The 15,405-nt window shown below is 49.8% G+C and carries 12 protein-coding genes and 1 tRNA gene; all 13 read left to right on the top strand.

From position 1 onward, the window contains the following. Positions 1-416: EF-Tu C-terminal domain-related protein (locus NP603_RS21135; RefSeq protein ID WP_371928853.1), on the top strand; the 416-nt coding region annotated here is incomplete at its 5' end. A gap of 37 nt (positions 417-453) precedes the next feature. Next, positions 454-529, top strand: a tRNA-Trp gene (locus NP603_RS21130). A 37-nt stretch (positions 530-566) separates the two neighbouring features. Then, entirely contained in the window at positions 567-947 is a 381-nt protein-coding gene (gene secE, locus NP603_RS21125; RefSeq protein ID WP_256612844.1) for a preprotein translocase subunit SecE, read from the top strand. Further along, positions 947-1,480: a transcription termination/antitermination protein NusG gene (gene nusG / locus NP603_RS21120; protein ID WP_256612843.1), complete on the top strand. Its 534-nt coding sequence runs from the start codon at positions 947-949 to the stop codon at positions 1,478-1,480. The genes secE and nusG overlap by 1 nt, the downstream gene beginning before the upstream one ends. 99 nt (positions 1,481-1,579) lie before the next feature. After that, complete coding sequence (rplK, locus tag NP603_RS21115; RefSeq protein WP_140914201.1) at positions 1,580-2,011, top strand: 50S ribosomal protein L11; 432 nt, start codon at positions 1,580-1,582, stop codon at positions 2,009-2,011. After that, the gene (gene rplA / locus NP603_RS21110; RefSeq protein ID WP_256612842.1) at positions 2,012-2,707 is read left to right on the top strand and encodes a 50S ribosomal protein L1; all 696 of its coding nucleotides are present in this window, start codon (positions 2,012-2,014) and stop codon (positions 2,705-2,707) included. A 181-nt stretch (positions 2,708-2,888) separates the two neighbouring features. Beyond that, positions 2,889-3,383, top strand: a complete 495-nt coding sequence (rplJ, locus tag NP603_RS21105; RefSeq protein WP_256612841.1) for a 50S ribosomal protein L10 — start codon at positions 2,889-2,891, stop codon at positions 3,381-3,383. A gap of 45 nt (positions 3,384-3,428) precedes the next feature. After that, on the top strand, positions 3,429-3,800 hold the full coding sequence (gene rplL / locus NP603_RS21100; RefSeq protein ID WP_064022735.1) for a 50S ribosomal protein L7/L12: 372 nt from the start codon (positions 3,429-3,431) through the stop codon (positions 3,798-3,800). A 126-nt stretch (positions 3,801-3,926) separates the two neighbouring features. Further along, positions 3,927-8,003: a DNA-directed RNA polymerase subunit beta gene (gene rpoB / locus NP603_RS21095; RefSeq protein ID WP_256612840.1), complete on the top strand. Its 4,077-nt coding sequence runs from the start codon at positions 3,927-3,929 to the stop codon at positions 8,001-8,003. Positions 8,004-8,074: 71 nt separating this feature from the next. After that, on the top strand, positions 8,075-12,274 hold the full coding sequence (rpoC, locus tag NP603_RS21090; protein ID WP_256612839.1) for a DNA-directed RNA polymerase subunit beta': 4,200 nt from the start codon (positions 8,075-8,077) through the stop codon (positions 12,272-12,274). A gap of 134 nt (positions 12,275-12,408) precedes the next feature. Next, complete coding sequence (gene rpsL / locus NP603_RS21085; RefSeq protein ID WP_013820393.1) at positions 12,409-12,783, top strand: 30S ribosomal protein S12; 375 nt, start codon at positions 12,409-12,411, stop codon at positions 12,781-12,783. Between the two features lie 13 nt (positions 12,784-12,796). After that, positions 12,797-13,267, top strand: coding sequence for a 30S ribosomal protein S7 (gene rpsG, locus NP603_RS21080; RefSeq protein ID WP_256612838.1), 471 nt, complete (start codon positions 12,797-12,799; stop codon positions 13,265-13,267). 19 nt (positions 13,268-13,286) lie between these two features. Next, positions 13,287-15,380 carry an elongation factor G gene (fusA, locus tag NP603_RS21075; protein WP_256612837.1) on the top strand — a complete coding sequence of 698 codons (2,094 nt, stop codon included), beginning with the start codon at positions 13,287-13,289 and terminating at the stop codon, positions 15,378-15,380. Positions 15,381-15,405 lie beyond the last annotated feature (25 nt).

The raw sequence follows: 15,405 nt of genomic DNA, 5'->3' as shown, positions 1-15,405 counted from the left end.
CTGGTGTTGAAATGTTCCGCAAACTGCTGGATCAAGGCCAAGCTGGTGACAACGTCGGTATCCTGTTGCGCGGCACCAAGCGTGACGACGTTGAGCGGGGTCAAGTACTGGCGCACGTCAACACCATCAAACCGCACTCCCACTTCAAAGCGGAAATCTACGTATTGTCGAAAGAAGAGGGTGGTCGTCATACTCCATTCTTCAACGGCTACCGTCCGCAGTTCTACTTCAGAACCACCGACGTGACCGGCGCGGTTGAGCTGCCGGAAGGCGTTGAAATGGTGATGCCTGGCGACAATATTTCTGTCACCGTCAAACTGATTTCGCCGATCGCGATGGAAGACGGCTTGCGCTTCGCAATCCGCGAAGGTGGTCGTACCGTCGGTGCGGGTGTCGTGGCTTCTATTATCGAATAGGTTTAGGTTTTATAGCTGAAAGTATATTTTCTGAATTAGGTCAGTAGTTCAATTGGTAGAGCAGCGGTCTCCAAAACCGCAAGTTGGGGGTTCGAGTCCCTCCTGGCCTGCCATTCAGGAAATCGTATCAATTAATTTCAAATCTGATAAATGAACGCACACGCGGAAGAAGTCACCTCTGTAGGTGACATTGTAAAGCTGTCTTTGTCCTTAGTGGTTGCTGTGTCGGGCGTGGTGGCGTTTTATTACTTTGCCGATATTCCACTTCTGTACCGGGTGTTAGCATTGTTGACCATTCTGAGCGCATCTGCGGGTCTTTGCTTCGCAACGGCAAAGGGCCGGGGGTTATGGGGCTTTATGCTTGAATCTAAGCAAGAATTCAAGCGGATCGTTTGGCCCACCAAGGATGAGGCCGTGCGTACCACGCTGATGGTTTTTTTAATGGTTTTTATCGTCGGTTTAATTCTCTGGTTGCTCGATATGTTTCTGTTCTGGGGCGTTCAATTATTGATGGGCCAGGGAGTTAAGTAATGGCGCTTCGCTGGTATGTCGTCCACGCATATTCCAATTTCGAGAATAAGGTAAAACAGGCGCTTGAAGAGCGAATCAAGCGTGAAGGTTTGCAGGAGTATTTCGGGAAAATTCTTGTTCCGACCGAAGAGGTTGTTGAAATGAGAATGGGGCAGCAACGAAAAAGCGAGCGTAAGTTTTTTCCAGGTTATGTGCTGGTCCAGATGGAGCTAAATGACGAAACTTGGCACCTAGTGCGTAACGTACCCAGGGTATTGGGTTTTATCGGCGGTGCTTCTGATAGGCCTTCGCCTATTTCAGAGAAGGAAGCAATGGCGATACTGAATCGGGTCGAAGAAGGGGTTAACAAGCCTAGACCTAAAGTTCTGTTTGAAGTCGGCGAAGTGGTCAGAATTATTGACGGACCATTTAAAGACTTTAATGGAAATATCGAAGAAGTAAATTACGAAAAAAGCCGGCTAAGAGTTTCTGTTCTCATATTTGGTCGTTCAACGCCTGTCGAGCTTGAGTTTGGTCAAGTCGAAAAAATTTAATTATTAAAGTTGGTTCTTAGAAATCCCTGCCATTCGCGTGGCCGGGATTTTTGTTTCTTGGGGAGCTTATAAAGCGCTATAACCCGTTAGGAGTATGAAATGGCAAAAAAAATTGATTCCTACATCAAATTACAGGTGAAAGCAGGCGAGGCAAATCCTAGTCCTCCGGTAGGTCCTGCTTTAGGCCAGCGTGGCGTTAATATTATGGAGTTCTGCAAAGCATTTAATGCTAGAACCCAGGACGTAGAAAAAGGCTTGCCGTTGCCTGTTGTGATTACCGTATACAGCGATAAAAGCTTTACATTCGTTACTAAAACCCCGCCTGCTTCGATATTGTTAAAAAAAGCGGTTGGTATTAAAAGCGGAAGCTCCAAGCCAAATTCTAACAAGGTCGGCACGGTGACCAGAGCCCAATTGGAAGAAATTGCAAAAACCAAGATGGAAGATTTGAATGCGGCCGATATGGAAGCCGCTATCAGAATTATTGCTGGCAGCGCCCGCAGCATGGGCTTGAATGTGGAGGGCGTGTAAATGGCCAAAATTTCTAAAAAAGCAAAAGCGATCAGAGAGAAGGTTTTAAGAAGCAAACAATACTCTGTCAGTGAAGCGGTTACCTTGTTGAAAGAATTTGCCAATAGCAAGTTCGATGAATCGATTGATGTAAGTGTGAATCTTGGCGTTGATCCGCGGAAATCAGACCAAAACGTGCGCGGTGCTTCCGTTCTGCCCCATGGTACTGGTAAAACAGTTCGGGTTGCTGTTTTCACCCAGGGACCTAACGCCGATGCAGCGCGTGAAGCAGGTGCGGATGTAGTTGGTATGGACGACCTTGCTGAGCAGGTCAAGCGCGGTGAAATGAACTTCGATGTCGTAATCGCGTCTCCCGATGCAATGCGAGTGGTAGGGCAATTGGGTCAGATTTTAGGGCCCAGAGGGCTGATGCCTAATCCGAAAGTCGGTACTGTTACCCCTGATGTCGCAACTGCGGTGAAAAATGCCAAATCCGGCCAAGTCAGATATCGGACCGACAAGGCGGGTATTATCCATTGTTCAATCGGTAAGGTTTCATTTGACGAAAATGCGATCAAACAGAACCTCGAGTTTCTGATTGGTGATTTGAAAAAAGCCAAGCCGACTGCTGCCAAAGGCATTTACCTTAAAAAAATCTCGCTGTCGTCAACCATGGGTCCTGGCCTGTGGATCGATCAAGCAAGTATCGATATTTAATATTCAAAAACTTTGGGTTGCCGGACTAAGTCGGCAACCGTCAAAGACCGTAGGGGCTCAGGCTTAATCATCCTACGCAGACGGGAGCTGGAACCAAAAGGTGAAAGATACCCGTAAGGGGCATCGCAAAGATGCGTTTTATTGATTCTGATGAAAATTCAGAAACACACCGGAGATAGATGTGGCACTCAATTTAGATGGCAAAAAAGTTGTCGTAGAGGAAGTTGCTGAATTCGCCGCCAAAGCCCTTTCTGCGGTTGCCGCGGAATATCGTGGTTTGACCGTTACTGAGCTTACCAAGCTCAGAAAAACTGCGAGAGAGACGGGCGTTTATTTGCGAGTCGTAAAGAATACGCTGGCAAAACGCGCAGTCGCCGGAACCGAATTCGAATGTATGCAAGATGGGCTGGTTGGGCCGCTGATCTTGGCTTTTTCGATGGAAGATCCAGGCTCTGCCGCTCGGCTGGTGAACGATTTCGCGAAAGAAAACAATAAGCTCGTCGCTAAAGTAGTGGCGATCGGCGGTCAGGCGTTCGGGGGATCGGAACTGGAGCGTTTGGCGAGATTGCCGACACGCGATCAAGGTATCAGTATGCTGATGTCTGTAATGAAAGCTCCTGTCGAGAAATTGGCTCGTACGTTGGCGGCTATCAGAGACGAAAAAGAAGCGGCATAAATTCGCAACCTACGAATACAACTTTAAATATTAGAGGAATAAAAAATGGCAATTTCAAAAGAAGACATCTTGGAAGCAGTTGCGAATATGACTGTGATGGAAATCGTCGACCTGATTTCCGCGATGGAAGAAAAATTTGGCGTTTCTGCTGCGGCTGCGGTTGCCGTCGCGGCGCCTGCTGCTGCTGCTGCGGTAGTTGAAGAGCAAACCGAGTTCGACGTGATTTTGACCGGTTTCGGCGATAACAAAGTCGCTGTAATTAAAGCGGTTCGCGGTTTGACCGGCTTGGGTCTGAAAGAAGCCAAAGACGCCGTTGAAGGCGCTCCAACCACATTGAAAGAAGGCGTCAGCAAAGCTGAAGCCGAAGCGGCCAAAAAAGAACTTGAAGAAGCTGGCGCAACCGCCGAAATCAAATAAGCATCTTGATTGCTGCATATTGGGCTTAAGCCTACCAAACCGGGCTGACGGCATTTTGCCGTCGGCCTTTTACTGCTTGTAAAAAGCAGTACAAATATTCTCTGACGACGAAGGTATAGAAGCAATATGGCCTATTCTTTTACCGAAAAAAAGCGTATCCGTAATAATTTTGGGAAAGGTACAGAGGTACTCGACGTCCCATATCTGTTAGCGACACAAATAGATTCCTATGCGAATTTCCTGCAGTCCGGTGTGGAGCCCGATAAGCGGCGGAACCAAGGATTGCATGCTGCTTTCTCCAGCGTATTTCCGGTGGTCAGCCACTCCGGTTACGCCGTATTGGAATATGTTAAGTATCGCTTGGGAGAGCCTGCTTTTGACGTAAGAGAATGCCAGCAACGCGGTGCGACGTTTTCGGCGCCGCTTAGAGTACTGGTGCGTCTGGTTATTTACGATAAGGATGCGCCGGCGAATACTAAAGTTGTCAAGGATATTCGCGAACAGGAAGTTTATATGGGAGAGTTGCCGTTGATGACCGACAACGGTACTTTTGTTATCAACGGCACCGAGCGAGTCATCGTTTCGCAGTTGCACCGTTCGCCCGGAGTATTCTTTGATCATGACAAGGGCAAGACCCATTCTTCAGGAAAACTGCTGTTCAACGCCCGAGTAATTCCGTACCGCGGCTCATGGCTGGATTTTGAATTCGACCACAAGGACGCCGTTTATGTACGTATCGACAGGCGCCGGAAAATACCAGCCACAATTCTACTTAGAGCGTTGGGATACGAAAACGAAGAGATGATTAAAATTTTCTTCGATACCAACAAGTTCTCGTTGAGCCCCGACAAACTCATGTTCCACCTAATTCCGGAACGTTTGCGCGGCGAAATGGCAGTATTCGATATCAAACACGACGGCAAGGTTGTGATCGAAGAAGGCCGTCGAATTACCGCCAAGCATGTTCGCCAGTTGGAAAAAGCCGGCGTTACAGAAATCGAGGTGCCCCGCGACTACTTGTACGGCAAAATTCTAGGACACAACGTTATCGACAAGTCAACCGGTGAATTGCTGGCCAGTGTCAACGACGAAATTACTGACAACCTGCTGCAAAAACTGATCGACGCCGGAGTATCTGAGATTAACACTCTGTACGTAAACGATCTGGATCGGGGGCCTTACATTTCCAATTCAATGCGTTTGGACACCACGACAAATCGTCTGGAAGCATTGGTTGAGATATACCGGATGATGCGTCCGGGCGAGCCGCCTACCGTGGAGTCCGCTGAAAACCTGTTCGAAAATCTGTTTTTTACCGACGAACGCTATGATCTATCGGCGGTTGGCAGAATGAAATTTAACCGTCGGTTGGGCCGGGAAGAAATCGACGGTCCGGGAACGCTGAGCAAGGAAGACATCATCGATGTTTTGAAAGAGCTGATCAAAATCCGAAACGGCAACGGCACCGTCGACGATATCGACCATTTGGGGAATCGCCGGGTGCGTTCGGTTGGCGAAATGATCGAAAACCAGTTTCGTATCGGCTTGGTGCGGGTCGAACGTGCGGTCAGGGAGCGCTTGACCCTGGCGGACTCGGAAGGCTATATGCCGCAGGAAATCATCAACGCGAAACCGGTATCAGCGGCGGTGAAAGAGTTTTTTGGTTCCAGCCAGCTGTCACAGTTTATGGACCAAAACAATCCGCTTTCGCAAGTAACGCACAAACGCCGGGTATCTGCCTTAGGTCCTGGCGGTTTGGCCAGAGAGCGCGCTGGGTTCGAGGTTCGCGACGTCCACACCACCCACTACGGCCGGGTTTGTCCGATCGAGACGCCCGAGGGACCGAATATTGGTTTGATTAATTCGCTGTCGGTTTACGCCAGAACCAATGAATACGGTTTTCTGGAGACACCTTACCGGAAAGTAGTCGACGGCAAAGTGACCGATCAAGTCGATTACATTTCGGCAATTGAAGAAGGCGAATACGTTATCGCCCAGTCCAGCGTAGCGGTAGACGAAAACGGCAAGCTGGTCGAGGGCTTGGTATCGTGCCGGTATAAAGATGAATTTACCTTGGCGTCGTCCGATACCGTGCAATACATGGACGTGTCCTCCAAACAGATCGTTTCGGTAGCGGCATCCATTATTCCGTTCCTGGAACACGACGACGCCAACCGCGCCTTGATGGGCTCCAACATGCAGCGCCAGGCCGTTCCAACCTTGCGTGCCGAGAAGCCGCTGGTTGGTACCGGTATGGAGCGTGTTGTCGCCAAAGACTCCGGCGTGACCGTTGTTGCTAGTCGCGGCGGGCGGGTGGAAGCCGTGGACGCGGCGCGTATTGTGGTACGTGCCAACGATGACGAGACGGTCGCAGGCATACCTGGGGTAGATATCTACAACTTAATCAAATATACCCGGTCCAACCAAAACACCTGTATCAATCAAAAGCCTTTGGTCAAGTTGGGCGATATTGTCAACAAGGGGGATATCCTAGCCGATGGCCCATCTACCGATTTGGGCGAATTGGCGTTGGGCCAAAACATGTTGATCGCTTTCATGCCTTGGAACGGATACAACTTCGAGGATTCGATCCTGGTGTCCGAACGGGTCGTGAAAGAAGACCGCTTCACGACGATTCATATTGAAGAAAAAACCTGTGTGGCGCGGGAAACCAAGCATAGTCCTGAAGAAATCACTGCCGATATTCCCAACGTCAGCGAGGAAGCGCTTTCCAAGTTGGACGAGTCCGGTATCGTCTATGTCGGTGCCGAAGTCAAAGGCGGCGACATTTTGGTCGGCAAGGTAACTCCTAAAGGCGAAACTCAACTGACTCCGGAAGAGAAACTGTTACGGGCGATTTTCGGCGAGAAAGCGGCCGATGTGAAAGATACTTCTTTGCGGGTTCCCGGCAACGTCCGCGGTACAGTGATCGACGTGCAAGTGTTCACTCGCGATGGCGTTAAGAAAGACAAGCGCGCGTTGGAAATCGAAGAAGCAGAAATCAAGCGCTATCGCAAAGATTTGGACGATCAGCTGAAAATCGTCGAACACGACATTTTTGCCCGGGTAAAAACCTTATTGGGTGGCAAAAAGGCAGAAAAAGGGCCAAACGGCCTAAAAAAGGGCGAAGAAATCACAGTCGACTATTTGAACCAGTTGACTCATTCCGAACTGCTGAAAATCAGAACCTTGGATGAGGACGCGAATCTGCAGTTGGAAGCCGTCGCCGAACAGGTCGAACAGCAACGTAAGGAATTCGACGAACGGTTCGAACAGAAGAAGAAAAAAATCACCATGGGTGACGATTTGGCCCCAGGCGTCTTGAAGATGGTCAAGGTCTACTTGGCCGTGAAAAAACGCATTCAACCCGGCGATAAAATGGCGGGACGCCACGGAAATAAAGGGGTTATTTCTCAGATCGTACCGATCGAAGATATGCCCTACACCGCGGATGGCAATCCGGTCGATATTCTTCTCAATCCACTCGGGGTACCGTCGCGGATGAACGTGGGCCAGGTACTGGAAACTCACTTAGGCTGGGCCGCCAAGGGGTTGGGGATAAAGATCGGTAAAATGCTCGAAGCGCAGGCCAAGGTCGCCGAAATCCGGGGGTTCTTGGAAAAGATCTACAACTGCAGCGGCAAAAAAGAGGATCTAAGCTCGTTCAGCGATAAGGAAATCCTGGAGTTGGCGCTCAATTTGGTCAACGGTGTACCGATGGCGACGCCGGTATTCGACGGTGCGTCCGAAGAAGACATTCGGACCATGCTTAGACTTGCCGATTTGCCGGAGCACGGTCAAACGGTGTTGTATGACGGCTTGACCGGGGAGCCTTTCGAACGGGAAGTGACGGTTGGCTACATGTATATGCTGAAGCTGAACCACTTGGTGGACGACAAAATGCATGCCCGTTCGACCGGTCCTTACAGTCTGGTGACTCAGCAGCCGTTGGGCGGTAAGGCCCAGTTCGGTGGTCAGCGCTTCGGCGAGATGGAGGTCTGGGCACTGGAAGCCTACGGCGCAGCCTACACATTGCAGGAAATGTTGACGGTCAAGTCGGACGACGTTACAGGCCGAACCCGAATGTACAAAAACATCGTCGACGGCAACCATTCCATGGAAGCCGGTATGCCGGAATCGTTTAACGTATTGGTCAAAGAAATACGTTCCCTGGCAGTAAATATCGAGATGGAACAAGAGTAGTCAGTCTCACGCGACTAGATTTCGGACGATATCGGTAACATTTTGAAGAGGGTAAGCTCTTGAAAGATTTAATGAACTTCTTAAAGCGTCAAGGCCGCACAGACGATTTTGACACTATACGCATCGGGTTGGCTTCTCCGGACATGATTCGCTCATGGTCTTACGGTGAAGTCAAAAAGCCCGAAACAATCAATTACCGGACCTTCAAGCCCGAGCGCGACGGTTTGTTCTGCGCAAAAATTTTCGGGCCGATCAGCGACTACGAGTGCTTGTGCGGTAAATACAAACGCTTGAAACACCGCGGCGTGATCTGCGAAAAATGCGGAGTCGAAGTGACTTTGTCCAAAGTCCGGCGCGAGCGGATGGGACATATCGATTTGGCCAGCCCGGTGGCGCATATTTGGTTCTTGAAGTCTTTGCCGTCGCGGATTGCGCTGTTGCTGGATATGACTCTGCGTTCGATCGAGCGGGTGCTTTATTTCGAAACATTTGTAGTGATCGATCCCGGCATGTCGCCGCTGGAGAAAGGCCAGTTATTGACCGACGAAGAGTATTTGAATGCGATGGAAGAGCATGGCGACGATTTCGTCGCGAAAATGGGCGCCGAGGCCATTTACGATTTGTTGAAGTCGATCGATTTGAAAGACGAAATCAACAAGCTGCGGGAAGAAATCAATTCGACCAATTCCGACACTAAAATCAAGAAATTTTCGAAGCGCTTAAAGGTGATTGACTCCTTGCTAGCATCGAATAATCGTCCAGAATGGATGATCATGACGGTGTTGCCGGTGTTGCCGCCCGAATTACGGCCTTTGGTGCCATTGGACGGCGGCCGCTTTGCGACGTCTGACTTGAACGATTTATACCGCCGCGTTATCAACCGCAATAACCGTTTGACGCGATTGTTAGATTTGAACGCGCCCGACATCATCGTACGTAACGAAAAGCGGATGTTGCAGGAAGCGGTGGATGCGTTGTTGGACAACGGCCGCCGCGGCCGAGCCATTACCGGTAGCAATCGCCGGCCGTTGAAATCCTTGGCCGATATGATCAAGGGCAAACAAGGCCGTTTCCGGCAAAACTTGCTGGGGAAACGCGTGGACTACTCCGGCCGTTCCGTAATCGTGGTAGGTCCGACTCTGCGTCTGCACCAGTGCGGGTTGCCGAAAAAAATGGCACTGGAACTGTTCAAGCCGTTTATTTTCAGTAAATTGCAACTACGCGGTTTGGCTACAACCATCAAGGCGGCCAAAAAAATGGTTGAGCGCGAAGGCGCTGAAGTTTGGGACATTCTCGAAGAAGTGATCCGCGAACACCCGGTGCTGTTGAACCGTGCGCCGACATTGCACCGTTTGGGTATCCAAGCATTCGAACCAACCCTGATCGAAGGCAAGGCCATCCAGTTGCATCCGTTGGTATGTAGTGCGTTCAACGCCGACTTCGACGGCGACCAGATGGCGGTCCACATACCACTGTCGATAGAAGCGCAGTTGGAAGCTCGCACGTTGATGATGGCGACTAATAACATCTTGTCTCCTGCCAACGGCGAGCCCGTGATCAATCCTTCGCAAGACGTAGTATTGGGCCTTTACTACATCAGTCGCGAAAAAATCAATGCAGTTGGCGAGGGCAGTGTATTCTCCGACGTCTCCGAAGTGATGCTGGCGTTGGATAGTAAAGCGGTTGAACTGCAGACCAAGATTCAAGTTCGTATCACCGAAAAGTTGAAAAACGCTCAGGGCGAATTCGAAACGATTGTCAGTAGGAAACAAACCACCGTCGGACGTGCCATTATTTGGGGTATCGTCCCGGATGGTATGCCCTACGAGTTGGTCAACGTCGATATGACTAAGAAAAACATCTCGCGTTTGATCAACTATAGCTACCGTTATCTTGGTATTAAGGAAACGGTTATTTTGGCTGACAAGATTATGTATCTTGGCTTCAAATATGCAACCCGCGCCGGTGTGTCCTTCGGCATCGAAGACATGGAAATTCCGCTGAAAAAAGCAGACATTATTCGGGCGGCTGATGCCGAGGTGAGCGAGATTCAGAACCAGTATGCATCCGGTTTGGTTACCGACGGTGAGCGTTACAACAAGGTAGTCGATATCTGGTCTCGCGCCAACGACCAAGTGGCGAAAGTCATGATGGAAGGCTTGGGTGAAGATGAGGTAGTCAATAAAGCCGGCGAAACCGTCAAGCAAAAATCATTCAACTCTATTTTTATGATGGCCGAGTCCGGAGCGCGGGGTTCCGCGGCTCAAATCCGGCAGTTGGCCGGGATGCGCGGTTTGATGGCGAAACCGGACGGTTCGATCATCGAAACGCCGATTACTGCGAACTTCCGTGAAGGCCTTGACGTATTGCAGTACTTCATTTCTACGCACGGCGCTCGTAAAGGTCTTGCCGATACCGCACTGAAAACCGCTAACTCCGGATATTTGACTCGGCGATTGGTCGATGTCGCGCAAGATTTGGTGGTCGCCGAATTCGATTGCGGAACCCAAAACGGTTTGACCATGATGCCGATCATCGAAGGCGGTGACGTTGTCGAACCGCTGGTCGACCGCGTGCTCGGAAGGGTGGCTGCAGTCGATGTCACCGAACCTTCCGGCAATAAAGTATTGATACCTGCCGGTACCATGATCGATGAAAATTTGGTTACGGTGCTGGAAGAGAACGGTATCGATAAAATGCTGGTTCGATCGGTCATCACTTGCGAGTCTCGTCACGGTGTATGCGCTAAGTGTTACGGTCGCGATTTGGGTCGAGGCCATTTGGTCAATATCGGCGAAGCTATTGGCGTTGTTGCTGCTCAGTCAATCGGTGAGCCGGGTACCCAGTTGACCATGCGAACTTTCCATATCGGGGGGGCGGCGTCGCGGTCGGCTGCGGTCAGTAATGTGCAGGTTAAATCGAGCGGTACGGCAAAGCTTAATAATCTGAAGACGGTAAAAAACCGAGAAAACAATTTGGTAGCTGTATCTAGGTCCGGCGAAGTCGGGGTCATGGACGATTACGGCAGGGAGCGGGAACGCTATAAAATCCCGTATGGGGCTGTCTTGTCGGTTGCCGATGGCACGCCGGTCACTGCCGGCGATATCATCGTCAATTGGGACCCCCATACGCACCCAGTTATTACCGAAGTGGACGGTTTCATTCAGCTGATTGACTTTATGGACGGTATCACGGTGCAGGAGCAATCCGACGAGGTGACAGGTTTGACTTCGCGAGTGGTAACCGATCCTAAGCAAAGGACCTCAGCCGGTAAAGAACTGAGGCCTATGGTCCGATTGATCGACGAACAAGGCGGCCAGATTAACTTGCCGGGTACTGATATACCGGCCCAATACTTTTTACCGGCCGGCGCAATTGTCGGTGTTAAAGACGGCGGAGAGGTTAAGGTTGGTGACGTATTGGCCAGAATTCCGCAAGAATCCAGTAAAACTCGCGATATCACAGGTGGTCTGCCGCGCGTTGCCGATTTGTTCGAGGCACGTAAAACCAAAGATCCGGCAATTTTGGCGGAAGCGACCGGTATGGTGTCTTTCGGTAAGGAGACCAAAGGTAAGCAGCGCGTGATTATCACCGATTCTGAGGGCGAGCAGTATGAAACGCTGATTCCCAAATGGAGGCATATTACTGTGTTCGAGGGTGAATTCGTCGACAAAGGCGAAACTATCGCCGAGGGCGAATTGACACCCCACGACATTCTGCGCTTACGTGGAATTGAGGAATTGGCAGATTATCTAGTCAAAGAGATTCAGGATGTCTATCGCTTACAGGGTGTAAAAATCAACGATAAGCATATTGAAGCGATCATTCGCCAAATGTTGCGAAAAGTTGAAATAACCGCGTCGGGCGATACTGATTTCGTCAAAGGCGAGCAGGTCGAGCGTACCTTGATTAATGCGGTGAACGACCAAATTGAAAGAGAAGGAAAAATACCAGCTAGTTACGATTCGCTATTGTTGGGTATCACCAAGGCGTCTCTTGCTACCGAGTCGTTTATTTCGGCGGCTTCGTTCCAAGAAACCACGAGGGTTCTGACCGATGCGGCAGTACGTGGCATCAGCGACAGTCTAAACGGCCTTAAGGAAAATGTGATCGTTGGGCGTTTGATTCCTGCCGGGACCGGACTAGCCTACCATGAACAGCGTCGTAAACGTCGATCCAGCGATTTCGCATCGATATCCGATACATCAAGCCCTGCGCTGGAAGCAGTTGATGTTGAAGAAGCTTTAAAACAAGCGTTAAACATTGAATAACCGCAAAAAAACTTGACCTGGTTATCCAGGGAAGGTATCATGCTCTGCTCGAATCGGCCAGGCGATTTGGGCGGAGTAATGTCAATTGCAGGAAGATATTACTTATTAACATTGCATATTCGGAGTAGTTAAGAATGGCCACGATCAATCAATTGGTCCGTAAGCCTCGCGCTAAGAAAATAGAAAAAACCAATGTTCCGGCATTGGAGGCGTGCCCGCAGAGAAGGGGTGTTTGCACGCGCGTGTATACCACGACGCCAAAAAAACCTAATTCGGCGTTGCGCAAAGTTGCGCGGGTTCGTTTGACTAACGGGGCCGAGGTCAGTAGTTACATCGGCGGCGAAGGTCATAATTTGCAAGAGCACTCCGTGGTTTTGATTCGTGGTGGGCGGGTTAAGGACTTGCCGGGCGTGCGTTATCACGTGGTTCGGGGTAGTCTTGATACTTCTGGGGTCAAGGACAGAAAGTGCGGGCGTTCCAAATATGGTGCTAAAAGGCCGAAGAAATAAAGGTTGGTAACAGATGTCAAGAAGAAGAGTTGCTGCAAAAAGAGTAATTAATCCGGATCCTCGCTTTGGGAGTGACATGCTTTCTAAGTTCATGAACATGATCATGGTCGACGGCAAGAAGTCCGTTGCTGAAAAGATTGTGTATGGTGCGTTGGATGTGATCGAAGGCAAGGGGCACAAAGAGTCTTTGGAATTGGTCTCAAAAGCCCTTGAAAACGTTCAGCCTAGGGTGGAAGTCAAGTCCAGAAGGGTCGGTGGCGCTACTTACCAGGTGCCTGTTGAAGTGCGGCCTGCCCGCAGGCTTGCGTTGTCGATGCGTTGGCTGATAGATGCGGCGCGGAAAAGAAACGAAAGAACGATGGCTGCAAAGTTGGCTGGCGAGCTTTTGGATGCTTCTGAGGGGCGTGGTGCGGCTGCGAAAAAACGCGAAGATACGCACAGAATGGCTGAAGCAAATAAAGCATTTGCGCATTATCGCTGGTAATCCGGCGTAGGTTGTTGTTGTGTCTCGAAAGACGCCTATAGAGCGATATCGTAATATAGGTATCATGGCTCATATTGATGCGGGGAAGACGACGACAACTGAAAGAATACTCTACTATACAGGTGTCTCTCATAAAATCGGTGAGGTTCATGACGGTGCTGCAACCATGGATTGGATGGAGCAAGAACAGGAGCGGGGGATTACGATTACCTCTGCCGCCACGACGTGTTTCTGGTCTGGCATGGATCGCGCTAATGATCAGTACCGTATCAATATAATTGACACGCCCGGACATGTAGACTTTACGATAGAGGTTGAGCGCTCTCTCAGGGTGCTGGACGGCGCATGTGCTTTGTTCTGTGCCGTTGGGGGGGTAGAGCCTCAATCAGAAACCGTGTGGCGGCAAGCGAATAAATACGGGGTTCCTCGTGTGGCGTTCGTCAACAAGATGGATAGAGTCGGTGCTGACTTTCTTCGGGTGGTTGGCCAAATTAAAACGCGTTTGGGAGCTTCAGTAGTTCCAATGCAGTTGCCGATCGGCTCAGAAGATGGCTTCAAAGGTGTGGTGGATCTCCTGAGAATGAAGGCCATTTATTGGTCTGATGCTGATATGGGTTTGGAGTTTGTTGAATCCGAAATACCTGCAGATATGCTGCCTGCATGTTCGCAGTGGCGCGAGCGCATTGTGGAAGCTGCGGCGGAAGGATCCGATGTACTTATGGAGAAGTACCTGGATCATGGTGAATTGACGGTTTCGGAAATAAAGTCCGGAATAAGGATGCGCGTCTTAGCTAACCAACTAGTGCCTGCTTTTTGCGGATCGGCTTTTAAGAACAAGGGAGTTCAATGCTTGCTGGATGCGGTAATAGACTATCTTCCGTCTCCGGTGGATAAAAACTCTGTTTGCGGACTGAGTGACGACGGAGAAAGTGTTGCTAGATTCGCCAAAGACGAAGAGCCATTTTCTGCGTTGGCATTTAAAATCGCAGCGGACCCTTATGTCGGGACCTTGACGTTCTTTCGGGTTTATTCCGGTGTTCTCAAGTCGGGTGACGCTGTGCTGAATGCAACCAGGAGTAAGCGGGAGCGTGTTGGTCGCATCGTTCAGATGCATGCTAATAGCCGCGAAGAAATAAATGAAGTAAGAGCAGGGGATATCGCGGCGTTGGTTGGGTTAAAAGAAGTCACAACAGGCGATACATTTTGTGATATGGGTGCTCCGGTTTTACTCGAAAAAATGGAGTTCCCAAACCCGGTTATTTCGGTAGCGGTCGAGCCGAAGACGAAAGCGGATCAAGACAAGCTTGGAAATGCGCTAGCAAAACTGGCTCAGGAAGATCCTTCTTTTCGAGTCAGCTCGGATCCTGAATCTGGACAAACAATAATATCCGGGATGGGCGAGTTGCATCTTGAAATTATTGTTGACCGTATGCAAAGAGAATTCGGCGTGGCTGCAAATGTTGGAGCTCCGCAAGTTGCTTATCGCGAAACAGTTACAAAAGTTGTAGAAAGTGAAGGCAAGTTTATTAGGCAAACAGGCGGGAAAGGCCAATATGGCCACGTCTGGCTGCGCATAGAGCCAAAGGAAAGGGGTTCTGGATACGAATTTGTCAATGAAGTAGTTGGAGGTGTGGTTCCGAAAGAATACATTCCTGCTGTTGACAAGGGGATTCAAGAGCAAATGGAAAACGGTGTGTTGGCAGGTTTTCCGGTTGTTGACGTAAAGGTTAGTTTGTTCGATGGTTCATATCATGATGTCGATTCGAATGAAATGGCTTTCAAAATAGCAGGATCTATGAGCTTTAGGGATGGAGCAAAGGCTGCGTGCCCGGTGTTGCTGGAGCCGATAATGAAGGTTGAAGTCGTTACTCCCGAGGAAAATATGGGAGATGTGGTTGGTGACATCAATCGGCGTCGGGGATTGATTCATGGAGTAGAGGACGTTCCGGCTGGCAAGGTAGTTCAGTGTGAAGTGCCCCTCGCGGAAATGTTCGGTTACGCAACCGATCTCCGTTCGGCTACTCAAGGTCGGGCGACTTATAGTATGCAGTTTGAAAAATATAACGAAGCACCTGCAAATATTGCGGAAGCGATTATTAGAAAAGTATCTTAATTTTTTAAATATCAGGTATTGAATC

The organism is Methylomonas aurea (assembly GCF_024505045.1).
Lineage (GTDB): Bacteria > Pseudomonadota > Gammaproteobacteria > Methylococcales > Methylomonadaceae > Methylomonas > Methylomonas aurea.
The sequence above is the reverse complement of the archived record's forward strand: the minus strand, read 5'-3'. Positions and strand labels throughout refer to the sequence as shown.

Excerpts from the sequence above, each read along its gene's own strand:
- secE (WP_256612844.1), top strand. The coding sequence starts at position 567 with ATGAACGCACACGCGGAAGAAGTCACCTCTGTAGGTGACATTGTAAAG.
- nusG (WP_256612843.1), top strand. The coding sequence starts at position 947 with ATGGCGCTTCGCTGGTATGTCGTCCACGCATATTCCAATTTCGAGAAT.
- rplK (WP_140914201.1), top strand. The coding sequence starts at position 1,580 with ATGGCAAAAAAAATTGATTCCTACATCAAATTACAGGTGAAAGCAGGC.
- rplA (WP_256612842.1), top strand. The coding sequence starts at position 2,012 with ATGGCCAAAATTTCTAAAAAAGCAAAAGCGATCAGAGAGAAGGTTTTA.
- rplL (WP_064022735.1), top strand. The coding sequence starts at position 3,429 with ATGGCAATTTCAAAAGAAGACATCTTGGAAGCAGTTGCGAATATGACT.
- rpoB (WP_256612840.1), top strand. The coding sequence starts at position 3,927 with ATGGCCTATTCTTTTACCGAAAAAAAGCGTATCCGTAATAATTTTGGG.
- rpoC (WP_256612839.1), top strand. The coding sequence starts at position 8,075 with ATGAACTTCTTAAAGCGTCAAGGCCGCACAGACGATTTTGACACTATA.
- rpsL (WP_013820393.1), top strand. The coding sequence starts at position 12,409 with ATGGCCACGATCAATCAATTGGTCCGTAAGCCTCGCGCTAAGAAAATA.
- rpsG (WP_256612838.1), top strand. The coding sequence starts at position 12,797 with ATGTCAAGAAGAAGAGTTGCTGCAAAAAGAGTAATTAATCCGGATCCT.